Below are 22,870 nucleotides of genomic sequence, written 5' to 3' on the forward strand. Positions count from 1 at the left end.
GTCTAAACTCTCGAAAAAGTGAACCTCACAGACTCTTACGGGTAGATACTGCGGACGAAGTGGTGTTGGCGCGAACCGGGAGTTGGAGTACTCACTGTCCTCGTTCACTGAGGAAAACTGAGGTCTGTACTGTACCGCAGTACAATCACTTTCAGAAGATTCGTGCGGTGTCGACACGGTTCTCACAGTCTACAATTTGTACAATGTCTCTAATTTGTACAAAGTCTGCAATTTGTAAACTGCGTTCAGTGTGTACAACTCGAGATGCTCGCTCACAGCACGAAAACGAACCACTGTTCAGGCGCTGATGCCGGTTTAGTGAGCGAGTTTGTCCGCAAACTTCTCGCGGACTTTCTCTACTTTCGGACTCGCGTGGAACTGACAGTAGGCGTCGTTCGGATTCTTCTCGAAGTAGTCTTGGTGGTATTCTTCGGCTTCGTAGAACGTTTCGATGGATGTGAGTTCGGTCACGACATCGTCGTCGTACGATTCGTCGACTGCTTCGATGTACGCCTCTGCGACCTGGCGTTGGTCGTCGTCGTGATAGAGAATAACCGAGCGATACTGGGTGCCGACGTCTGGCCCTTGCCGATTGAGCTGAGTCGGGTCGTGGACGGCGAAGAACACGTCGAGTAACTCGTCGTATGCGACGACGTCGGGGTCGAATTCGAGTTGGACGACTTCGGCGTGGCCGGTGTCTCCGGAACAGACCTGCTTGTACGTCGGGTTCTCGACGGACCCTCCTGCGTACCCAGATGTAACGTCGGTGATTCCATCGAGCTCTTTGAACGCTGCTTCGATACACCAGAAACAACCACCTCCGAACGTTGCCGTCTGTGTGGTTCCCATATCTCTGGTTACGTCGCGGACCAATTAAGCCCCGCGGCGGTGATGCCGACACAGTCGTTTCCACCTACGTTCTGCACGTCGTTTCGACACGAACTCGCCCACACTGACGAAAACCGTGGATATTCCTGCAATCGACAACATTTCCCTTCATATTTTGGGTTTTTGAAATTATTACTCAGATGTACTGAAAGCTAACATTTATACGTCGCCTCGATAAGCAATAATTATGGAAGATATATTTGTTGCGAGACTCATGTCCACAGATCTTGTTACGGTAACGGCCGACACGCTCGTGGAAGACGCGGCGCAGTTGATTCTGGACAACAGTATCAGTTCGCTCGTGGTCGTCGACGACGACAACAACCTCGTAGGAATCCTGACGACGACCGACTTCGTCGAGATCGTCGCAAAGAGCCAACCGAAAGCACAGACCACCGTCGAGCGCTACATGACGACCGACGTCATCACGGCGAGTGCACAGGACCCAATCACCGACGTCGCGGAGTCGATGATTAGCCACGGATTCCACCACATGCCGGTCGTCGACGACGACGAGGGCGTCATCGGCATCATCACGACGTCTGACCTGGCAGCGTACGTCTCGCAGGTCGGCCAAATGGCGAACACGTAGAATCGACGCGTTTGTCGGTCAGGCCGTCACGTTCGACGTTCGGTATTTTCTCCGAGAACCATACTGGAATCTCACTTGACACGGAGTGCTTGTACCGGTCGTTCGTTTGCGGCCTGCCACGCAGGGTAGAGGCCACTCGCCAGACTGATGACGACGCCGAAGACCACGGCAAAAACGAGGTACCCGGCCGTTCTGAGGTTGACGACGACCGGAAGCGTCACTTCGGGAACTGCGAGAAAGATTCCGAGTGCGACTAACCCGCTGATTGTTGCACCGACCACACCACCGACGAAACCCAGTAACCCCGCCTCGACGAGGACCGTTCGAAGGATATCTTCTCGTTGGATGCCGACTGCTCGAAGGACGCCAATCTCCCCGCGGCGCTCAGAGACGCTCATCAACATCACGTTCAGGATACTCACCCCGGCGACGATGAGCGAGACAGCACCGATGGCGATGAGAAACGCATTCAAGAGTCCGAAGAACTGGTCGATTCGTTCGACGATACGCGACAGTTCGAGTACGCTGACTCGTTCTTCGCGGGCGTTGAGTGAAGCGCGTATCGCGTCTGCCGCCGCCGCTGCGCCGCTCCCCGACTCGGCACGAACGATGACTTGCGTGTACGACTCGTCGGCAAACGCCGACCGCGGAATCAAGACGGCACCGTCCGGTTGGAGAAGGTTGAACCCGTCCGATTCTGCGAGTACGGCGACGACGCGATACTCTCGCCCTTCGATGGAAATCGTCCGCCCGACTTCGACGCCGAGTTCGGCCGCCACCCCACTTCCGACGATTGCACCACGGCGATGGCGTTCGGGGAGTTCCCCAGTCTCTGCGGTGAACAGTTCTCTAGGACGCTCGACTGCATAGAGTGCCGCGAAGGTCCGAGCATCACCCCGCTCTACTAACGCACCGCCCGTGACGACAGGGATAACCGAAGCGTCGTCACCGACAACTCGTGTGATCGTCGTAACGTCCCTGTCGGTCAGTCGGTCCACACCTGCGTCGGCGTTCGGTGAGACGATGATTTGGTCACCGAGTCCACCGAGCGCGTCTGCCGCAGTGAGTTGGATGACGCTCCCGAGAATCCCGAGCGTGGCGATGGCGAACACACCGATGATGATTCCGAGGATGGCGAGTGTCGAACGGAGGCCGTTCCGAGCGAGGTTTCGTCTGGCGAGATACGTCGCTGCTGTCAGTCCATCCGTGAACGCGGCTATCCGTCCGAGAGAGCGAGGGAGACTCGTCATTTCGGGTAGCGACGAATGCGCATCGCCGCTGCAACTGGGAGCACGAGGAGTGTCAGGAGGGCAACGAGCGCGATGGCCTGTGTGGTGTCGCTGACCTGTGAGAGTGGACCGCCTGAGGCACGGGAGCTCGCTCCAGTATCGACTCCGCCACCAGCGGCGGATTCTGCGACTGACCCAGAACCACCACCAATGCTACTCCCATCACCACCACTACGTCCACTATCACCACTACCACCACCACCACCGAGACTCCCGATACCGAACCCGCCCGACTCTCCATCGCTCGGTAAGTCGACCACTGCTTCACGAACGACTTCGACGCCGTCGACGGTGTACCGAACAGTGACCGTGGCATCGGGTGCGTCGTCCGCGGCGACCCCAGTGAGCTCGAACGGAGCGAAATCACTTGGCGTGACGCGTCCGACGAAGTAGTCTCGTTGTGGGTAGGTGGGCGTCACGGAGTCGGTATCGACGAGTTCGACGACGACCCCTTCGGCGTCACCACGGCCCTGGTTTGCGACGTTACCGAGAACCCTGAGTTCACCGTCGACGACGGTCACGTCGAGGTCAGTAAAGACGAGGTCGGCGACTGCAGGGCGGTAGTCGACGGTGGTGGTAGACTCGCCGGATTGGACGCCGACACGATAGGTGGCGCGCAACGTGAGCGGCCCTGCGTCCCTGACTTCAGAAAGGTCGAGTACCGCGCTGTCGGACGCTCCCGCTTCGATTGGCCCTGGAATCGAGAGACGCGGAAGTGCCCCACTCGGTCCGGTTGGTGAGACGACGACATCAGATATCGGGGTGGACCCGAAGTTGGTGACGACGACGTCGAAGCGACCTGTGGAGTCGTCGGTTTCGTCGTCAGCGCCGTCGGTTACACCGCCACCTAACGCGGCACCAGGACCGCCGCCGAGGAGCGAGAACAGGTCGGGTCCGGCCGTTTCTTCGTCACCTTCACGGACGGGCCTGAGGGTGAGTTGCACGTCGTCGGCGAACGCGGACACACGCATCGGTGCGGTGACGGTCCGTGTCCGTTCAGTTCCCGAGGCTGTGGTGTACTCGATTCGAAGTTCGAGCGTCGTCTCACCCGTCGAACTGGGGACGACCGACAGGTTCCGGAGTTCGGTTGCTCCTGCTGGGAGGTTCGCAACCGAGGCGGCGCTGACTCGAGCGACGCCTTCGACTTGCTCGACCGAGACGACGATATTCCGCATGTCTGCGGTCGTCGGGTTAGAGAGAGATACCTCGACGCGCGATTCGGCGTCGACGACAGCGTCTTGGATACGGATTCCGACGAGCGGCGGCGCGTCTTCGACGGCTATCGGGACCGGGCGCTCGATTCGGACTCGGTCGCCGTCTTCGTCAGTTCCCTCTACTGAAAGCGAGAGCGTCCGTGGACCTGGTGTCTCGAACGTCACGGCGAGTGGGACGGTCACAGAATCACCGGGAGAGAGTCCACCGAGCCTCCGGGCCCGAACACTCGTCTCGTCGAGCGGGTCGGTGAGTCGGACCTCGTCGATGGTGGCAGACGACGGACTTCCGACAGAGTTCGCGAGAGTGACCGTGACGACGACCTGTTCACCGACGACAGGCGTCGTTGGCGTCACCGTCACGTCGCTCACGGTGAGTCGGGCGTCGGGGACGGCCGCAACTGGCGTGACGCTCGCGAAAAACAGCATCACGACAGTGGCGAGGGTGAGAGTGTGACCGCGGAGCTGCATCGCAAGATGTTGGTGGTCAGAACGGTTAGCCATGCCGGCGATAGAACACTCTGTGACGGAATATCGGCGATAGAACACTCTGTGACGGAATATCAGTGAGAGATAGCACCGCCGTGAGAACGCACTCCCCCCGCCAGTTCGCATCGCCTCCGACGCTTAGAGAGTGTTCACTCGACCTGTTCTGAGAGGCTCTCGACGACGCTCGCGAGTTTCGGGTCTTCTGTGTGGCCGTGATGGACCGAGAGGGGCGAGACACTCACCTCGCCGTCGACCATCGCCCGGCGGTCAGTGCCGACGGGATATCGGTCACGATACTCGTCTCGAGGCGGGAAGGGATTTTCGTACCCGACGGTATCCGGCCACGATACGTCGCGGAGGCGGACGAGACGTTCGTCGTCGTCGAGGCCACCGTCTCGGTCACCGTCTGGAAGCAGGTCTGTGTCGTCGTGGTGGTCGACCTGCTGGTCGTAATCCGCGAGCGGTCGGGCCACGCGCATTCGGGGATTCGGAACGTCGATGGGTGCGTTGACGTTCAAGAGGTCGACGTCGTCGAAGACGCCGGCATTGCAGACCCGTTCGGTTACAGCGCGGGCGACACGGGCGGGCCGAGAGAAGTCGTACTCTTCCGGTGGGTGACAGAAGAAATCACGGGCGTGGTAGCTCGAAACTGCGATTGCGGGTGTTCCGAGGAACGCGGCCTCGATGCCTGCGCCGACCGTTCCAGACCGGCCGACGATGTAGTTCCCAGCGTTCGGTCCGTCGTTGATGCCGGAGACGACGATGTCGAAGTCGGTGTCGAGGCCACGGAGACCATAGGCGACGCAGTCTGCAGGAGTTCCTTCGAGGGCGTATCCCCACGGATGGTCTTGGCGGATAGCGAGTTCGTTGCGTGCGCGACCAACGCCGCTTTGATTCTCTGCGGGGGCGATAACAGTCACCTCCCCGAGCGCGGTGAGTTCTTCGCGCATGGCCGCGATGCCGGGTGCATCGATTCCGTCGTCGTTGGTGAGGAGAATATGAACCGGGGACACGGAGTCGCTCATCTACGTTGCTGGTGTGAGTACGCAGTCGTAGTCTTTCCGAATCTCGGTTTCGGAGTCTGCGATTGCTTCCCTACGATGGCTCCCCTTGCGATGGCGTCCGAGAGAATTCCCTATTCGTCATGCGACGAACTCTCGACTGCGCGTACCACCGACTCGGACAGGTGTCGATAGACTCGGACAGGTGTCGATACACTAATATCACCCGTCGAACAACGTCGGTCGTAAACACGACGTCATCACCACTATTGGACGACTTCACCCACACAATTCTGTCTCTCAAAACATTCGTTCGAACGTGATAGTCACGATATCGTGAGTATTTTCGCAACGATGACTTTATGTAATTAAGTTCGTACTAACGAACGAATGAGCTCCAAACGAGTGCGACCGGCACTCTTGGCAACCGCTACCGTGGCCATTAATTTGACGTTAATCGGCACGAAGCGCGCGTCGAAGCCGGTCTCGCGCTACACCGGAGTCGAATTTGAATCGCAACCGTCCCTCTGCAGTTGGTCCCTGCGCCGGACTTTGAGTGAACCCACTATGAACCACCAATATCCTCCCTGCCGACTGGCACAGAACGTCACACCCACTTCCACCACGCCTCCACTTCCATCCGGGGTGAGCCTCACGTGAGCTCTGTCAGCGCGTACGCCGACGACGTACGGTGGGACGACATCGGGTTCGTCATCAGTTCACGCTACCGCGTGGACGTCATCGAACGACTCGACGACGGCCCCGCGACTCCCACACAAATCGCGTCTGACTCGAAATGTCCAGTCGCACACGTCTCACGGGCAATCCAGGAGTTACGAGACCGTTCCATCGTCGAACTGCTCGTCCCTGAAGACCGGACAAAAGGCCGCGTCTACGGTATCACGGACGACGCCGAAGGCCTCTGGAAGGTCATCGAAGGCCAACAGATGGCCTGAGACTCCCCACTGAGCGTCCTCACCGACCACCTTCTTCGACCGTCCTCACTGAACACCCTCACGGACCACCCTCACGGACATTCGTCCACCGAACGTCCTCACTTCGTGGGGACTTTCTCCCCGTTTCTATTGAGCAGTTGGTACGTCCGTTTCGCGATGTTCATCCCGACCCCTGCCGACTCGACGGTGTAGTAGGGAACCAACTCACCACCGAACTTCGACTTGTAGTCACAGAGCCGTTCGTTGTTCGCACCGACCAGGTCGTAGCTTTTGATGGACGCCAGACTGTCGTCGTGTGTGATGTCTTCGAGAACTGTCCAGTGGATGAGATTGTTGATGCTCACGCCACCGTAACTGGCGCGTGCGCCGCCAAGCCAGTAGTACGCGACGTCGTCGGTAAAGGGGACGACCATGCCGCTGAGGTACTCTCCATCCGGGTCGCGAGCGACGTACACTCGGCAGTTGTCGCCGAGGTCGCGAACGACCGATTCGAGGAACTCCCACGGCATCCCGAACGCCTCGTCTTGTTCGTTGTATCGTGAGATGACGTCGTCGTACACGAGTCGTGCTCCCTCTAGCCCTTCGTCTCTGACGACGATGTCGTCGAACCCCCGTGCCTTACGAATCTCTTTTCGAAGACTCGAACTAAACTGGGCTTGGACGTCGTCGAGTGACTGTGTGGCCACATCGATGCGATAGGTGAACGACGGTGAGACTGCGAACCCTGCCCAGTCGAACGGTCTCGGGTCGACGTAGGACGGTGAGCAGATGATTCGAACGAACGCCCGGTTCGACCGGACACCGAGTTCGTCCATCACGAGCGAGGAGAAGTCTTTGTTCACCATCTCGTAGGTGCTCTGTTTGGGACTGTTCGGCATCATCACCGGGCCGATGTACGGAATCCCCATCGACGGCGGCGGAGAGACGATTACCCGACCGAGCGCGTTCTTGCGCTCGAACGTCGGAAGCAGCGCGACTGGTTGTTCTCCTTTGTACGCTCCGAGGAGGCGCATCTCGCCGTCGAACTGCTGGTCGATTGCACCGAGGACGGCGGCCGAGTGGAATACTTCGACGCCCGACGCTGGTAACACGTCGTCCCATTCGTCGAGGGTCAGTTGTTCGAGGTGTAGTTGTGTCATCTGTTATCTTGCGAATTGTCTCGGGAGAATAGGTCTCCAGAGAGTGTATCGTTTTTGTATACTGCCGTCAGCGCGGGAACGACGCTCGCCAACCGTTGGCCGGGGTCGACCACTCGGTGTGGTTTCGTGAGCATCGTGAGTCCTGAACTGAGACGACTCTTGTAGAGGTGTGCTGCCGTTCTGGCGGGCAGCGACCCACGTTCGATTTGATAGACCGTGACGAGTTCGGGATTGTACTTCGCTTTGTAGCGGTTGAGACGCCGGGTGTTTGCCCCGACGAGGTCGTACCGAACGCGGCCTTCGCGCTTTGCGTCGCACATAATCCGCCAGTCGAGCAGGTCGTTGACGGACGCTCGGTCGCTTTGGTTCGTCCGCACACCGCCCATCCACCGCGAGACCGTGTCTCCGTAGTGGATGGCGATAATCCCGCTGACGAACTCGCCGTCGACGCGGTAGACGTACGGCCGTATCTGTCCTTCCGGGAGTTCGTCGTACAGGTCACAGACGAACTCGGGTGGAACACCGAAGGCGATGTCTTGTTCTTCGTATCGGCCTTCGACTACCGAGAGAATCTCTTCGAGGTCCGTCCGCCCTCCGACAGAGATGTTCTCCATCTCTTCGCCACACCCCCGGATATTCCGTCGCGCGTTTCGACTGAACGACAGGAGCAAGTCGTCTTCGTCCGGAGTCAAATCGACGTTGTAGGTGTATCTCGGTGTGACAACGAACCCATCCCACTGGAACATCCGCATATCGGAGTAGTGGTCCCCGATGCGGGTGTGACTGTACGTCGGCGAGATTTCACGCTCGACCCAGTTTGTACATCCTTCGATGAACTGGTGACGACGCCGTTCGAGCTTTCTCCGTTTGATAGGGTCTGTATCTAGCATCACCGGCCCGAGATATGGGACTCTGATGTCGGGCGGCGGCGAAAACGCCGTTCTCACTGGCCCTTTTCGAATCTCGAAGACCGGATACAAACCGATTGGGTGCTCGTTTTTGAAGCCGACGAGTGGGTGGAGTGTGGAGTCGGAGTGCTCTGCCTGGAGTTCGAGGGCGCGATACTGATGAAAGAGACTCGCGTCCTCCGAACGTTCGACGTACCGGTCCCACTCGTCACGCCGAGTTCTGTCGAACTCTCTAATTTCGATTGTCATGGTTGAAGGGAAACTGGATGTCCTGAGGCGTCGATGTCGCTGAAGACGAACCGGTACGACCAGTGGTCGTCCGGGAAACTGGCCGACCGTCAACTGTCACCAAACTGGTTGCGACAGGAAGTCCGAGTCGGACCGTACCAACGTGTATCACCTCACGAGACATTCTCGATTTGTGTTGACGATGGGGTCGTGAATTGTTATGAAGCAACTATACCGATTTCCGGACTGTCGAACCGTGTTCAGGCAGTCTCTGTCGATGAGCGATACGAGGTGATTCCGTATCCATGGGTTGGTTCCCCAGCGATTCTCGTTGCAACATACTCGGCTATCGCGTAGGCCATCCACGCCTGTGCCCAGCGCATGAGCGTCACTCGCTTGGTGTAGAACCGCTGTTTTCGGAAGTAGAACCGACCTTCGTCGGGGACGTACATGTTTGCGAGTGCCCACTCGAGGATACGCTCTGCTCTGTCGTACTGGCCGGCGTACGTGAAGACGAGGATTCCCTGTGCCGCTGCGTGGATATCTCTCGGATACGCGTTGTTCTCGTCGAAGTTCGGTGCGCCGTTCTCGTCGAACAACTCCCTCGCGTAGAACGTCAACCCACGACGGACCGTGTCGTCGTACCGGCCGCTTCCGACGATACGTTCGTACTGCTGGAAACACTCGATGATGAACCCGTTGTGGTGATTGTCCATCGAGAGGTGCGACGCAGTTGGTGGTTCTCGGTAGTACCACCCACCTCGTTCGGTCTGGGTCGATGCGACGAAGTCGAACACCTTCTCTGCTCGGTCGAGTAACTCGTCGTCTCCGAACTCTTCGTAGAGTTCGACGAAGTAGCGTGCACCCAGCGCCATGGCGTTGAGCGTGTAGCTGTCCGTGGGGTGTGATTGGTAGTAGTCGATGACTGCACCGTCGCCCTTTGGCCGATAGCCGAGGTCCTCGACCGCGAGGTCGACAGCGGTTCTGGCGATATCGGGGTACGAACCGTCGAACTCTGCTCCGGCCAAGAGTGCTTTGACACCGAACGACGTCGAGACGAGGTTGGGGGAGTTTGGAATGGTTCTACGGGGACCGCTCCGCCCTGATGGGTGCTGAATTCTGTGTCTGTGGCTTCCACCGAACCCGCTGAATCCCGTCACCTGATGGTCGACGAGCCATCTCGTCAACGACTCGGCTTCGCGACGGTACAGTTCGGCATCCTCGTCGCCCACGAACGTAGACGCGAGTTGTGCGCGGGTTCGGTTTGCCATCGCGAACAACGCGATTCCTTTGAAATTTCGTCGTTGCTCGACCCGGAACAGTGGACGGACGTTGACCGGAGCGCGTTTGATGAACTCCTGAACGAGGAGGTTCAACACCAAGTTGTCTGGCAACGCCTGCAACACTCGGCTACTCAATCCATCACCGTAGTCCCAGCCGTTGTAATCGCGGTCTCGGGCGTACTCGAGGACGTCGTCGAGGACGTCTACGTACCGCTGGAGTCGCTCGACGTCGGCGTCGTTCTGGTACCGCTGTCGTGTCGTCGTGTTCTGATTCATAGTTGGAAGAAAATCGTGGTGGCGAGAAACACCGCTCTTGGAGGGTCGACTGAGTTGAACGTTGGTCGCAAGAGGCTTTGTTATACAGCGAATATCGACCGACGGCGCTATTGGTGTGAACACCGAAGACAGTTGTTTCGACCGTCCGGTCTGTGCGTCATCGGCTGTTTATCAACCGCCGACCCCCTATCGACGATCCGTCAGAACGTCCCGAACGGTCCCGCCACCGCGTCGATGCGTCACCATCAGTCACCTTCGCCTCGTTCGCTCATCCCGTGTACTGCCTGTTCGTCCGTCAGTTCGTGGTTCGATTGGGCCGGTGAACTCTGTCGACCACGTGATACGGAACCCTGTTCAGTCATCGGATACCCCGATTCCCGGTTTTGGTCCCCACTCCCATCCCCAGTTACCGACTTTTCTTCGAGGAACGTTTGATAATACTCACCGAGCGAACCGACCCACGCACCTCGGTCGAGCGCCGATTCGACGAGTTTGATGTACAGTTGGCGATATCCTGGGAACTCGTCTTCGTTGAAGTACCGAGGATGCCAGAGTGCCGTCATCACTGCCCTGTTATCTTCTGCTTCGTCGAGTAGCCGTTCGCACTCGTCCCACGCCGTTTCGAAATCCACGCCTGGGTCGGGGAGTGCGACTTCCATCAGCGTCAGCGGGAACACGACGAAGTCGTCGTCGAAGGGGGAGAACGGTTGGTAACCGTATTGGAAGCCGAACTCGGTGCTCATCCCGAGGCTCGCGTCGTACTTGAGGCCCAGGTCGCGATGATACTGCCACGTCTGACCAGCACGCCGGAGGTGATGTTGCCGGCCTCCGAGTATCTCGTGGCCCAGAACCGCTTCGAGTTCTTCTTTCTCGGTTCGGAGGCGGTCGATATCGTCACACGACCGGAACGACCCGTGCATTCCGACTTCCCATCCCTCAGCGTCGAGTCGTCGAATCACGTCTGTAATCGACTCGGCAGTGATGTCGTACCGACCGGCGTGTTCGAGCCAGTTCTTCAGGTCGAAGAAGTCCGACACCGAACCTGTCTCGAGGAGACTCGGTTCGTTGAGGAAGTAGAACGACGAGCGGACTCCGAGGTCACGTTCGAGAGCCATGATTTCCTCGAACTGCCAGTACGGGTTCTCTCGAGAGAGCACCGTCTGGAGGTGGTATCGGGATTGGTCTGTCACCGCGTAGTAGAGCCCTTGATACGTCTTGTACGGGCGGTCGACGTCGTGTGTCAGGCAGAGGGCGAACTTACTCATGGTCTGTTGGAACTGTCTGTGTCGTAGCCTCTCGTGAACTCCGACCGCCGAAGTCGTTCGAGAGTGCGTCGACGATACGTTCGGCGGCGGTTCCGTCACCGTAGAGTGATGGTTTCTCCGGGAGTGGTTCGGTCGATTGCAACGCAGTTCGAATCGCGTCGACGTCGGCACCGACGAGGGTGTTCCACCCGGCATCGACTGTCTCGACCCACTCCGTCTCGTCGCGGAGGGTGACACAGCGCTTGTCGAGGTAGAACGCCTCTTTTTGCACACCACCGGAGTCGGTCGCGACGCGCTCTGCGCCGTCGAGGAGGCGGACGAAATCGAGGTAGCCGACGGGTTCGACGAGCAGGATATTTTCGTCGTCCGTCACCGTCGCCCAGAGACCGGACGCTTCGAGCGCGTTCTTGGTTCGGGGGTGGACCGGGAAGACGACCGGTTTCCCAGCATCTGCGAGGCCAGTCATAATCGACTCCAACTTCGTTCGGTCGTCGGTGTTGCCGGCGCGGTGAACGGTCGCGAGGACGTACTCACCGTCTTGGAGTCCTAACTCGTCGAGAACCGTCGAGTGTTCTCGTGCCGTGCTTCGAGCCTGGAGGATGGCGTCGTACTGCACGTCACCGGTCACGTAGACGCCGTCGTGGATTCCTTCGGTTTCGAGCGTCAGGGCGGCCGACTCGGAGGGTGCAAACAGGAGGTCCGAACAGTGGTCGGTGAGGACGCGGTTGACCTCTTCTGGCATCTCCCAGTTGTGACTTCGAAGCCCCGCTTCGACGTGTGCCAACCGTGGTTCGCGCTTCGACGTCACGAGCGCCGCTGCGAGCGTCGAGTTCGTGTCGCCGTAGACGAGGACGACGTCGGGTGCTTCGTCGGCGATGACAGTATCGAGTCGCTGCATCATCTCTGCGGTCTGTGCTGCGTGTGTCCCCGACCCGACACCGAGGTTGTAGTCCGGTTTCGGGATGTCGAGTTCGTCGAAGAACACGCCCGACATCGACTCGTCGTAGTGTTGGCCGGTGTGGACGAGCACCTCGTCGTGTTCGCGCCGAAGTGCGTTCGACACTGGGAACGCCTTGATGAACTGGGGCCGTGCGCCGACCACGGAGAGGACTTTTAGTCGGGTCATCTGCGTGGCCCTCCACCGATGGTGTAGACTGAGTGGCCGATATCTCCGAGTGTCCCTCGTCCGTCGACCACGACCAGGTCGTCGAAGGCGGCCCAGTCGATGTGGTCGAACTCCTCGTGGGGCGTGACCACGACGACGGCGTCGAGCGTGTGACTCGAAAGGTCGGAGAGTGAGACGGGCGTCGCCCCGAACGAGGCCACCACGTCGTCGTCTAGCATCGGGTCGACCGCGAGAACTGTCGCGCCGTGTTCGTTCAATCGGTCGATGACACCTGCCGCTGGTGTCGCGCGTGTTTCGGCGACGCCGGGTCGATACGTGACCCCGAGGACAGCGACTGTCGCCCCGTCGAGAGTTCGCCCCGCGTCGGCCATCTCGTCACGGAGTGTGTCTGCGGTGAACGACGGCATACTGTCGTTGACCTCGCGGGCGGTCAGAAGCAACGGCATGTCGTCCGAGACGCGACTCGTGATGAAGTACGGGTACCACGGGATGCAGTGGCCTCCGACGCCTGGACCGGGTGTGTGAATGTTACAGTACGGTTGCGTGTTGGCCGCGTCGATAGCCTCTCGAACGTCGATACCGAGGTCGTCTCGCGCTCTGGCGAGTTCGTTCGCGAGTGCGATGTTGACGTCGCGGTAGACGCCTTCGAACAACTTCACTGACTCCGCCGTCGTCGCGTCGCTCACGGCGATGACCTCGTTGGACGTGATTTCGCCGTAGATGAGCGAGGCGACGCGGGTCGACTCTGCGTCCACACCACCGACGATTTTTGGGTGTGACTCGGTGATGTCTTGGAGCGCACGCCCCGAGGAGGTTCGTTCGGGACAGAACGCGACACCGAACTCCCCGCGTGACACGTCGCTGTTAGCTTCGAGGTGGGGGACGACGAGTCCACTGCTCGTCCCCGGTGGGACGGTGCACTCGACGACGACCACGTCGCCAGGGGCGAGGCCGGCGGCGATGCTATCGAGAACAGCCTCGAAAGCCGCAAGGTCCGGTTCGCGGTCGTCGGTCAGCGGCGTCGGGACGATGATGACGTGAACCGACGCTGTGTGGGCCGCTGCGACGCTGTCGGTCGTCGCACGTAGCGCACCGCGTTCGACCTGTTCGGAGACGAGTTCTGGTAACCCTGGTTCTTTCGCCACGTGACACTCGCCGTCGTTTATCGTTCGAACGACGTCGTCGTCGATATCGACGCCGACGACGTGTCCCGTCACGCTCGCGTACACCGCTGCCAACGGGAGGCCCATCTTCCCGAGACCGTAGACGGCGACCGGAACGGACCCCTTCCGGAAGGCCTGTCGCTGACCGGCAGGGGGGAGTTTGGCGTTGTAGAGCCCAGACCGAAGGTTCGTCATCGTCTCTCCTCTGGCGTTTCGAGTGGCCGTTCACTCTCGTGCGCTTGTGCTTTGATTCGCTGTGCGACCGCGATTGCACGGAGGCCGTCTTCTGCGGGAACGACGACCGGCTTGCCGTTCATCGCCGCATCGATGAACGACTCGAGTTCGAGCTTCAGTGGCTCGCTGGACTCTATCATCGGTTGCTCTATGACGACCTCGTGTCGGTATCGGATGTTCCCGTTCTCACGCAGATAATCTGGCCGGGACTGACGGAATATCTGGACCGACTGGTTCAGATAGTCGACGCGGATGAGTCGGTCACGCGCCGTGATGTCGAGCGTCCGGGTCTTCTGTTGTGTGAGCCGACTCGCGGTCAACGTCCCGACGACGCCGTTGTCGAAGGTCAACTGGGCCGTCGCGTACTGTTCGTCCGCAGTACTCGTCGCTGCGAGACTCGAAATCTCTGCGTCGACGAGCGAGAGGACGATGTCGATGTCGTGAATCATCAGGTCCATGATGACGCCGTCGTCGACAGCACGGTTCAGTGGCGGTCCCAGTCGATTCGCTGTAATCGCGATGGGTTCGACGTCTTCGAGGATTTTCTCGAGTGCGTGCACGGCGGGGTTGAAGCGCTCGATGTGACCGATTTGGAGCGTCACCTCGTTCCACGTGGCGAGTCCGGCGAGCTCTTCACCATCGGAGATGTCGTCGACGAACGGTTTCTCGACGAGAACGTGAACGCCTGCTTCGATGCACTGTCGTGCGACTGCCGCGTGGTAGGGAGTCGGGACGGCGATGCTGACGACGTCGACGTGGTCGAGGAGTTCGTCGATAGAGAACGACTCGGTGCCGAAGTCAGCAGCAACTGCTGCTGCGCGGTCGAGGTCGACGTCGGCGACGCCGACCAGTTCGACGTCTCTGAGTTCGGAGTAGACTCGTGCGTGGTTCGTTCCCATCGACCCGACACCGATAACACCGGCCGCGACTGGCGTCGTCACGTCACCACCTCGACGTACTGGGCGACTGTTCGCCCGACGCGCGTCACGTCGTCTTCGCTCAGTCCGGGGTGCACTGGGAGTGAGAGGACGTTCGACGCCGCTCGTTCGGCAACCGGTGCGGACACCATCATGTGGGCGTAGGGTGGTTGTTCGTGGACCGGTTTCGGGTAGTAGACGCCCGTGCCGATAGCTTTGGAGTCGAGATACGACTTCAGTGCGTCGCGTTCGACACCATCGCACTGGACGGTGTACTGGTGGAAGACGTGTGTTCGGTCCGCCGGAACGTACGGCGTCGTGACTGGAGCGTCTTCGAGGTACTCGGTGAGCATCGCAGCGTTCGCCTGTCTCGCCCGCGTAAACTCGGGGAGACGGTCGAGTTGCACGCGCCCGATGGCCGCCGCGATGCTCGTCATGCGGAAGTTGTGACCAACCTCTGCGTGGTCGTATCCGGAGATGCGGCCGTGGTCGACGAACCGTGCGGCCCGTTCTGCGACGTCTTCGTGGACGGTGGTTATCATCCCACCCTCACTCGTGGTCATGTTCTTCGTGGGGTAGAACGAGAAGCACGCTGCGTCCCCGAACGACCCGACACGCTGCCCATCGACTTCTGCGCCGTGGGCCTGTGCGGCGTCTTCTACGAGGAGGAAGTCGTAGGTCTCTGCGAGTTCCGTGAGGCGCGTCATGTCGGCCGGCAGTCCGTACAGGTGGACTGCGATGACTGCGTCGACCTGCTCTCCGGTTCGAAGTCGTTCTTCGAGGGCGTCCGGGTCGATGTTGTACGTCTGCGGGTCGATGTCGACGAACCCGACGTCTGCGCCGGTAAAGGTGACGGCGTTGGCCGTCGCGATGAACGTAAACGGCGTCGTCAGCACTCGGTCACCGGGGCCGATTCCGAGCGCGTGGAGCGCGGCGTGGAGGGCCGTCGTTCCGTTCGACGTCGCGACACCGTAGTCGGCATCGCAGTAGTCGGCGAACGCTCGCTCGAATCCTCGGACTTCGGGTCCGTCTGCGATGATGCCGCTTTCCATGACCGTCGCGATTCGGTCTAGTTCTTCGGTCCCGAGTTGCGGTGCTGCGATTGGAATCATCTCGTCGGTCATCGTCGGATCTTGTTTCCTCCCGTCAGCGGTGCTGGCAACTCGCGATGCACAGCGGGGGCACCGACTGCGAGTGTCCGAGGCGGTACGTCCTCGACGACGACTGCACCGGCGGCGACGAACGCCCCTTCTCCGATCGTCACGCCGGGGAGAAGTGTCGCGTTCGCACCGATAGAGGCGTGGTCTTCGATCGTCGGCCCGACGAGCTCCGACTCGGTGCGAACCGGGTACGGGTCGTTCGTCATCACGACGCCTGGGCCGACGAAGACGTCGTTACCGATGCGGGTGTTCGTGGGGATGTAGACGTTGGTTTGGATACTGACACGCGACCCGATGGTCGTCGTTCCATCGACGACGGTTTGGGTTCCGAGAAGGACCTGGTCCCCGATGTCGGTCTTTTCTCTGACGAGGACGTTGTGGCCGGTGACGAAGTCGTCGCCGATGGTCACGTCGGCGTAGATGACGCTCCCGGCGCGAATTCGGGCCCTGTCCCCGACGACGGGTGTTTTCCCGTCACCGTAGCCGATAGTGACACCGTCGTCGACGTGGGATTCGACTCCCAACTCGACGCTCATCGGCTGTTTCCTCCGGTGGGGTGGTCTCTTTCGAACGGGTGTCCCGTCTCGGAGGTCATCCGAGCCGGTGGTAAAATCATGGTATTCATAGTATTTTGGCGGGGGAGTCTGCCTGCCTTGCTGAAAATCAGTCTCGGTAATGGCTTTGTTATGGAGTGATTGCCGCCGAGTTTGGAGGGGTGTTCACCTCGTAACGCTCCGACGAATATCGTTTACAGAGCGCCTTACGAGGGCTAGTCCTGGCGACCCATCACGAACCCAGAGGAAGAACGCACTTCCGACTAAGAGGAGTTCGAAGACGATGAACACCCACGCTTCGGGTCGACGGAGGTAGACGAGGAATCTACTCAAGAAGTACCACGTCCTGTTGAACAGCCCGACTCCCGTCGACTCTGGTCCGTACGAAATCGGCCACATGAACGACTGGAGTGCACCGTAGTTCCCGAAGAAGAACCCACTGTAGAACAGGTCTGCAGGGATGTGCGAGAGATAGCCGATTGCGAACGCGACGCCGATGGTGGTCAGTCCGAACTGACGGGCGACGAGGGCAACGAGAATCGCGAATGGGACAGAGACGAACACCGAGTGCGCAACCGAGATGCCACTCGGGAAGATACTCAACGACCACGCGAGGGGTTTGTCTACGAGGTCAGGGAACTGCGTGCCGAGGAGTACTGCGAGCGCTGCTCCGCTGTCGAGTCGTCTGTCCGTCGCTCGTGCCCAGAGTGAGACGAGAATGTACCCAACTGCAAGGTGTTCCCACGGCCACATCTACGTGAAACCTCTGTCGTCGGCAATCAGGTGGTTTGACCAGGGGAGCTTCGCTGACCTGTGAGTCGATGTTCGCATAGTGTATTGGTGGGGATGGGGGTGGGGGTTGGGGGTGGGGAATCTGGTGATGTGCGGACGCTGCCGACCGCTCTGTGGGCTCACAGACGCCTCTCACACCACCCGCGTCGACGTACGCGTCACAGCGATAGAAAGGCGTATGGTCGTTTTGTTATGGCGACTGTAACAGAAATGCACCCCCTACTGGGTGGCCGTCGATGGATTAACCGGTGTGCGGGCTGCCAGTAGACGACGAATAACTACTCGGGCAGAAGTCGTCCCTCTGGGTAGAGAGTATGCGCTACCTGTTCTTCACAAATACGCCCGCACACGTCCACCTCTACAAATATGCGGTCAGAGAGCTCCAGCAGATGGGTCACGAGGTTCTCGTCCTCGGACGTGACTACGGGTGTACCAAAGACTTACTCGAATACTACGAACTGCCACACATAATCTACGGTTCGTGCGGGACGACGAAGTATTCGCTTTTCAAGAACTTGCCGTTCCACTACGTGAACATCTTCCGGGAGGTCCGCCGGTTCAAACCGGACCTCATCTTCGGGATGGGTGGGTACGCCGCCCACGCGGGTGCCGTCTCACGGACACCTGTCGTCCTCGTCATCGACTCGGAGCCGACGTCGCTCGACCACGTCGTCTCTCGTCCCTTCGCGAAGGCGATTCTGACGCCACACACCTTCGGAAAAGACCTCTCGGAGAACCACTACCAGTTCAGAGGGTTCAAAGAGACGGCGTATCTCCACCCCGACGTGTACGAACCGTCGGTCGATATCCGAGCGGAACTTGGCCTCGACCCCGACGAGAAGTTCGTCGTCGTCCGGTTCAACGCCTTTGGGTCACACCACGACGTTGGCCACCGCGGCTTCACCCCCGAACGCCGGGCCGAACTCATCGAGATGTTGAGCGAACACGCTACCGTGTTCGTCCTCGACGAGAGCGAAGAGCGACGTGACGGTGACGTCGACACCCGCCCGTTCGACTTCCACCCGGCACTCGTTCACGACGTGCTGGCCGAAGCAGAACTCCTCGTCGCAGACACACAAACGATGGTCACAGAGGCCGCACTCCTCGGAACACCTGCCATCCGTTCGAACTCGTTCGTCGGTGAGAACGATATGGGGAACTTCGTCGAACTCGAACAGCAGGGCCTCATCTCGAACGTCGAGTCGTTCGACGAGGTGATGGAACGAGCAGAGTCGTTGCTCACAGACCCCGGTACGAAAGCGGAATGGAGAGCGCGCCGAGACGCGTTCCTCGCAGACAAAGTCAATCTAACCGAGGTCATCGTTCAGGTCGCACTGAACTACGGGTCTGTGGAACCCATCGAGTCGCTCTCGAGACACACTGTGCCGGCGTGAGAATACCGGCGTGGGAACTCCCGAACGCGAATGAATCCACAGTTTCACTCCCTTCGACGTGACACCCACCCGAATTGGGAGCGTCAATCGACCCATAACTAACCGCCTGACAGTCCAAATTTCGGTACTGAATCGCACAGCGGAGACGCCTCTCGGCACACTTTCACTATGAACGACAACACCAACTCTACCAACGACACCACGAAGCTCCTCATCGTCGGGCCACGCGGGACCGGCGGCATCGACCGGTACATCACCGAACAGAAACGCTATCTGGAAGACCGGATGGACGTCCGTCTCTACACACGGTACACTGCACCGAAAGGAGAGGGACTGGAACGGGCCGTCAGGATGATTCTGTTCTCGATTCTGGCCGTCTTCTTGTTCCCATTCCAATCTCGCCCGGACATCGTCCACGTCCACTCCTCACACAAGTACTCGTTTTATCGCTCGGCGTTCTTCGTCCTCTATTCGGCCTCCGTCTGGCGCGTCCCCGTCATTCTCCACATCCACGGGTCTTCGTTCGACGAGTTCCTCGAAACGGACTCACTTCTCGTCCGCCGATTGCAGTCACTCGTCTTCGACGCCGTCGACGACGTGGTCGTTCTCTCGGAGTACTGGCGAGAGTTCGTCTCCCGACGCACTGACTACGATAAAGTTCACGTCCTCGCGAACGCCGTCGAGCCCTCGGAGTACGAGCCAACCTACCAGACAGACCCTGTCCACGTCGTCTTCGTCTCGAATCTCATCGAGCGAAAGGGAATCGGTGAACTACTCGACGCCATCGAGGCGCTGGAGACGATGCCACATCTCTCGTTCCACGTGAGTATCGGTGGCCGTGGCCCATTCGCCGACCGTGTCGAAGCCGTCGCCGCGGCGTACGACAACGTCGACTATCTCGGCTTCCTCTCGGAGTCCGAAAAACAGGACCTACTCGGTCGCGGAACGGTGTTCGTCCTCCCGACGTACGCCGAAGGGCTTCCGATCGCGTTGCTCGAGGGTATGGCCGGTGGAAACGCCATCGTGACGACGCCTGTCGGGAGTATCCCCGAAGTCGTCACTGAAGAACAGGGGATTCTCGTCACGCCCGGCGACGCCGAAGACCTGACCCAGGCACTCGCGCGCCTCATCGACAACCCCGACGACGCGGTTCGGATGGGTCGGGCGAACAGAGAACTCATCGAGTCTCGGTACTCGTGGGAATCGAACGCAGACAATCTCGTCGCAATGTACGCACAAGCGAACTAACCTCCTCTCCTCTCCTCTCCTCTCCTCTCCTCTCCTCTCCTCTCCTCTCCTCTCCTCTCCTCTCCTCTCCTCTCCTCTCCTCTCCTCTCCTCTCCTCTCCTCTCCTCTCCTCTCCTCTCCTCTCGGCCTCATTTGTCCAGTGGCTGCGAGAGAGCGACGGTACTCTTCAGAAAGTGCCGCGGGAGTGTGGGAACGGACGAGCGGCGAGAACACGTCCCCGAAAATTGAGTCGTTGGTCGGCTATCTCGGTTACCGACGCTGCCGACCGTGATTCAAGTGTCTGTGGGTCCGAATTGCTCGAGGAACTTCAACTGGTTGAAGTAGAGACGGTGTTCCTGCACTTTCCCGTCTACGATGTCGATTTTCCCCATGTACCGGGCCTCGACTTCTTGACCAGTCGGCGGTATCCCGGTGAACTCCCTCTGGTGTGTCATCGACATTTGTCCACCGTACATCGCTCTGTCTTCGGTCGAAAGCATGTCGAGAATCGTCACGTGAAAGTCGGGACCCCCCGACACGGCCGCACGGATGAACTGCTCGAGCCCATCACGGCCATGGACGACACCCCAGGGGCAGCAGGGTCGTATATCGAGAACGATTCCGAGACGAGGTCCGGTATCTTCACGTACTCTCGTTCGTTCGATATGCTCGCGTACTCTCTTACGAGTCGTTCGGTCTCGAGTGCGGTTTGTGTCATAACTCCTCACTAATATAGTTGACACACGTCGCGTTGGTATTGACTCACTGAAATTTGTGATGCGCTCTACTCACGATACGCCCAAAGCACACAGTTCACTTCAGAGGCGAAGAAACGAACGGACACTGAAACAAAGGCCGACGCTGTGCTGAACACACGAGACGAGTACGCGGAGTCGTCGAAAAAATGAACCGAACGGAGGCGTTCTCAGGCAGTTGGGGTCGAGTCTTCAGTCGACTGGACCGGGATTTCGGTCTCGGGACGCTCTTCTTTCCGGTCGACGTACTTCTGGAGCCAGAGTTCACCGGTGACGATGCCGGAGATAGTGCTCATGTGTTCTGCGACACCGGTCAGCTCTTCGCGCTGTATCCGGTGAATCTCGTCTGCGTCGAAGTAGGGTCGCTTCGCAGCAGCGTCGAGGAGTTCGTCGACGCGTTCGCGGAATCTGCGGTTCTCACGGTACCAGGTTCCGAGTAACGACCGGCCACCGTGTGCGTAGATGTCTCCGACGACCTTCTCACGAACCTGGTCGAACCCGGTGCTGGCGACGAACCCTGCGGCGTGTTGCCAGAGGGGCCGCTCCGGCGGGACGCGGGTTCGTTCGTACGGGATATCCTCGAGACCGGCGTCGAGACGGCGGACGAGTTCGAGTTTCGGGAACGACGTCCCTGCGGGGATGCTCCCGTTCGTGAACGGAATCGCTCCGATGCGGTCCGAGAGCGGGAGTCTGGTAACTGCTTCGAGGAACTTTCTGTTGGCGTACGGGACGCGGACCCCTGCTTGACTCTCGGGAATCGGGTTACTCGCGTACGTGAACCGCGGGTAGTAGTTCAGGAAGTAACAGTCCATCGCGGAACTGTACTTGTCTGGTTGTCCGGCTTTGCGGACTTCCTCGCGGAAGGACGTCATCGGGTCGAAGTCGGTTTCGAGCAGTCGCCGGGCGGTATCGATGTCGGTGAAGTGCTTGGCCCGGTAGAGGGCAGTCTCTGGAGAACCACTCAGTTCGATGGCAGGTCGAGACATGCCCTCTCCCAGTAGTTCACCCTGTCCAGCGGCTTCCATCAGCACGTTGGGCATGTGGTCGATGTCGAACACCGACGAGAGGTTGAGGAAGGTCGTTAGACCGAGCATACCACTCGTCAGTTGGACGGATTCGTCCAGGCGGTCGACGAGTTGTTCGGCGCTGATGAGGACGCGTTCGTTCTCGACACCGAGGACGTCCGCGATGCTCTTGGCGTGCTCGAGGTTTCGACCGTGGGCGGGGTTGGAGTCGTAGGTGAACGTGGTGAACTCTCTGTTTTGACGCAGTGCAGCAGAGAGCGACCTGCTGTCCAATCCTCCGGAGAGGAACAGACCGATATCACCGTCGACAGTCGCAGCCATGTCGGCGATGGCTTTCTGGTACGCGTCGACGAGGTCGTCGAGGTACGAATCGTCGGGACTCTGGACGAACGTGTGTTTCCAGTACTGCGTCACTTCTGGCGCGTTCGTGCCGTCGTACTCGAGGACGGACCCAGAGGGGAGGAAGTTGATTCCCTCGACGAGGGTTCGGTCTCCCCACACCTCACCAATCATCATGAGGTCGCTGACGGATTGCTCGTCGATCTGTGGGTCGTCGAGTAAGGACGTCAGCACACCGACTTCGGTACCGAACGCGAACGGCTCTCCGTCGATATAGAAGCACTGGCGAGTTCCCAGTTTGTCGCTGGCGATGACGACTCGCTCTGCGTCACCATCGATGGCGACGACGAGGAACGTCCCATCGACGTCGGGTAGGAGTGCTTCTGGGTCGTCCAGGACGTGTTCGAACAGGTCGTCGACACTGAGGCCGAGGTCGTCGAGGTTGGTGATGACGCCGAAGATTAAGCCAGCTCGGCCGTCGTCTTCCCAGGTCGTACACCCGTTCGGGTCTTTCTCACCGTGGTGGAGTACCGAGAGCCCGATTCCGTCTTTGTCGAATGATTCCGACTCGTACCAGTCTTCGTGGTGCAGTTGGGCAGCGCACGAATCGACTGATTGAGCGTCGAGGTGACCACCGACGAATCCCGTCATGGGCGGTC

At 59.5% G+C, this 22,870-nt stretch carries 20 protein-coding genes; 4 read left to right on the plus strand and 16 right to left on the minus strand.

What is annotated here, in order from left to right; translation table 11 throughout:
• Positions 1–315: 315 nt before the first annotated feature.
• The gene (gene msrA / locus GJR99_RS16185; RefSeq protein WP_151114095.1) at positions 316–849 is read right to left on the minus strand and encodes a peptide-methionine (S)-S-oxide reductase MsrA; all 534 of its coding nucleotides are present in this window, start codon (positions 847–849) and stop codon (positions 316–318) included.
• A 226-nt stretch (positions 850–1,075) separates the two neighbouring features.
• Here msrA and GJR99_RS16190 point away from each other — a divergent pair, with 226 nt between their 5' ends.
• Positions 1,076–1,480 carry a CBS domain-containing protein gene (locus GJR99_RS16190; protein ID WP_151114096.1) on the plus strand — a complete coding sequence of 135 codons (405 nt, stop codon included), beginning with the start codon at positions 1,076–1,078 and terminating at the stop codon, positions 1,478–1,480.
• Positions 1,481–1,551: 71 nt separating this feature from the next.
• On the opposite strand, the gene GJR99_RS16195 is transcribed toward GJR99_RS16190, so the two are convergent.
• From GJR99_RS16195 to surE, 3 genes are all read right to left on the minus strand, one after another.
• Positions 1,552–2,730, minus strand: a complete 1,179-nt coding sequence (locus GJR99_RS16195; RefSeq protein WP_151114097.1) for an ABC transporter permease — start codon at positions 2,728–2,730, stop codon at positions 1,552–1,554.
• Positions 2,727–4,484 (minus strand): COG1361 family protein, encoded by a 1,758-nt coding sequence (locus GJR99_RS16200; protein ID WP_225317670.1) that lies wholly within the window; start codon positions 4,482–4,484, stop codon positions 2,727–2,729. The genes GJR99_RS16195 and GJR99_RS16200 overlap by 4 nt, the downstream gene beginning before the upstream one ends.
• Before the next feature lie 134 nt (positions 4,485–4,618).
• Entirely contained in the window at positions 4,619–5,494 is an 876-nt protein-coding gene (surE, locus tag GJR99_RS16205) for a 5'/3'-nucleotidase SurE (protein WP_151114098.1), read from the minus strand.
• Between the two features lie 632 nt (positions 5,495–6,126).
• On the opposite strand from surE, the gene GJR99_RS16210 reads away from it, so the two are divergent.
• A complete protein-coding gene (locus GJR99_RS16210; protein WP_151114099.1) occupies positions 6,127–6,426 on the plus strand; it encodes a winged helix-turn-helix domain-containing protein in 300 nt (99 codons plus the stop codon).
• Positions 6,427–6,524: 98 nt separating this feature from the next.
• Here GJR99_RS16210 and GJR99_RS16215 read toward each other — a convergent pair whose 3' ends face one another.
• From GJR99_RS16215 to GJR99_RS16260, 10 genes are all read right to left on the minus strand, one after another.
• Positions 6,525–7,565 (minus strand): GNAT family N-acetyltransferase, encoded by a 1,041-nt coding sequence (locus GJR99_RS16215; protein WP_151114100.1) that lies wholly within the window; start codon positions 7,563–7,565, stop codon positions 6,525–6,527.
• Positions 7,562–8,722: a lipid II:glycine glycyltransferase FemX gene (locus GJR99_RS16220; RefSeq protein WP_151114101.1), complete on the minus strand. Its 1,161-nt coding sequence runs from the start codon at positions 8,720–8,722 to the stop codon at positions 7,562–7,564. Before GJR99_RS16220 ends, GJR99_RS16215 begins: the two co-directional genes overlap by 4 nt.
• Before the next feature lie 239 nt (positions 8,723–8,961).
• Positions 8,962–10,260 (minus strand): antibiotic ABC transporter permease, encoded by a 1,299-nt coding sequence (locus GJR99_RS16225; RefSeq protein ID WP_151114102.1) that lies wholly within the window; start codon positions 10,258–10,260, stop codon positions 8,962–8,964.
• Positions 10,261–10,505: 245 nt separating this feature from the next.
• Positions 10,506–11,525, minus strand: coding sequence for a polysaccharide deacetylase family protein (locus GJR99_RS16230; protein ID WP_151114103.1), 1,020 nt, complete (start codon positions 11,523–11,525; stop codon positions 10,506–10,508).
• Complete coding sequence (gene wecB, locus GJR99_RS16235; RefSeq protein ID WP_151114104.1) at positions 11,518–12,651, minus strand: non-hydrolyzing UDP-N-acetylglucosamine 2-epimerase; 1,134 nt, start codon at positions 12,649–12,651, stop codon at positions 11,518–11,520. Before wecB ends, GJR99_RS16230 begins: the two co-directional genes overlap by 8 nt.
• Positions 12,648–14,009: a nucleotide sugar dehydrogenase gene (locus GJR99_RS16240; protein ID WP_151114105.1), complete on the minus strand. Its 1,362-nt coding sequence runs from the start codon at positions 14,007–14,009 to the stop codon at positions 12,648–12,650. Before GJR99_RS16240 ends, wecB begins: the two co-directional genes overlap by 4 nt.
• Positions 14,006–14,989, minus strand: a complete 984-nt coding sequence (locus GJR99_RS16245) for a Gfo/Idh/MocA family protein (protein WP_225317671.1) — start codon at positions 14,987–14,989, stop codon at positions 14,006–14,008. The genes GJR99_RS16240 and GJR99_RS16245 overlap by 4 nt, the downstream gene beginning before the upstream one ends.
• A complete protein-coding gene (locus tag GJR99_RS16250; RefSeq protein WP_151114106.1) occupies positions 14,986–16,089 on the minus strand; it encodes a DegT/DnrJ/EryC1/StrS family aminotransferase in 1,104 nt (367 codons plus the stop codon). Before GJR99_RS16250 ends, GJR99_RS16245 begins: the two co-directional genes overlap by 4 nt.
• Entirely contained in the window at positions 16,086–16,661 is a 576-nt protein-coding gene (locus tag GJR99_RS16255) for an N-acetyltransferase (RefSeq protein ID WP_151114107.1), read from the minus strand. The genes GJR99_RS16250 and GJR99_RS16255 overlap by 4 nt, the downstream gene beginning before the upstream one ends.
• A 183-nt stretch (positions 16,662–16,844) precedes the next feature.
• Positions 16,845–17,432 (minus strand): metal-dependent hydrolase, encoded by a 588-nt coding sequence (locus tag GJR99_RS16260; protein ID WP_151114108.1) that lies wholly within the window; start codon positions 17,430–17,432, stop codon positions 16,845–16,847.
• A 353-nt stretch (positions 17,433–17,785) separates the two neighbouring features.
• Between GJR99_RS16260 and GJR99_RS16265 the strand changes: the two genes are divergently transcribed.
• Together GJR99_RS16265 and GJR99_RS16270 are read left to right on the plus strand one after the other, a co-directional pair.
• Complete coding sequence (locus GJR99_RS16265) at positions 17,786–18,865, plus strand: DUF354 domain-containing protein (protein ID WP_151114109.1); 1,080 nt, start codon at positions 17,786–17,788, stop codon at positions 18,863–18,865.
• A gap of 168 nt (positions 18,866–19,033) precedes the next feature.
• Complete coding sequence (locus tag GJR99_RS16270) at positions 19,034–20,113, plus strand: glycosyltransferase family 4 protein (protein WP_151114110.1); 1,080 nt, start codon at positions 19,034–19,036, stop codon at positions 20,111–20,113.
• Between the two features lie 272 nt (positions 20,114–20,385).
• Here the strand turns inward: GJR99_RS16270 and GJR99_RS17875 are convergent, their stop codons facing one another.
• Both GJR99_RS17875 and GJR99_RS16280 read right to left on the minus strand, forming a co-directional pair.
• Positions 20,386–20,835, minus strand: coding sequence for an ester cyclase (locus tag GJR99_RS17875; protein ID WP_154326126.1), 450 nt, complete (start codon positions 20,833–20,835; stop codon positions 20,386–20,388).
• A gap of 182 nt (positions 20,836–21,017) precedes the next feature.
• Positions 21,018–22,862 carry an asparagine synthase-related protein gene (locus GJR99_RS16280; RefSeq protein ID WP_151114112.1) on the minus strand — a complete coding sequence of 615 codons (1,845 nt, stop codon included), beginning with the start codon at positions 22,860–22,862 and terminating at the stop codon, positions 21,018–21,020.
• Positions 22,863–22,870: the final 8 nt, after the last annotated feature.

Source organism: Haloferax marinum (assembly GCF_009674625.1).
GTDB classification, from domain to species: domain Archaea; phylum Halobacteriota; class Halobacteria; order Halobacteriales; family Haloferacaceae; genus Haloferax; species Haloferax marinum.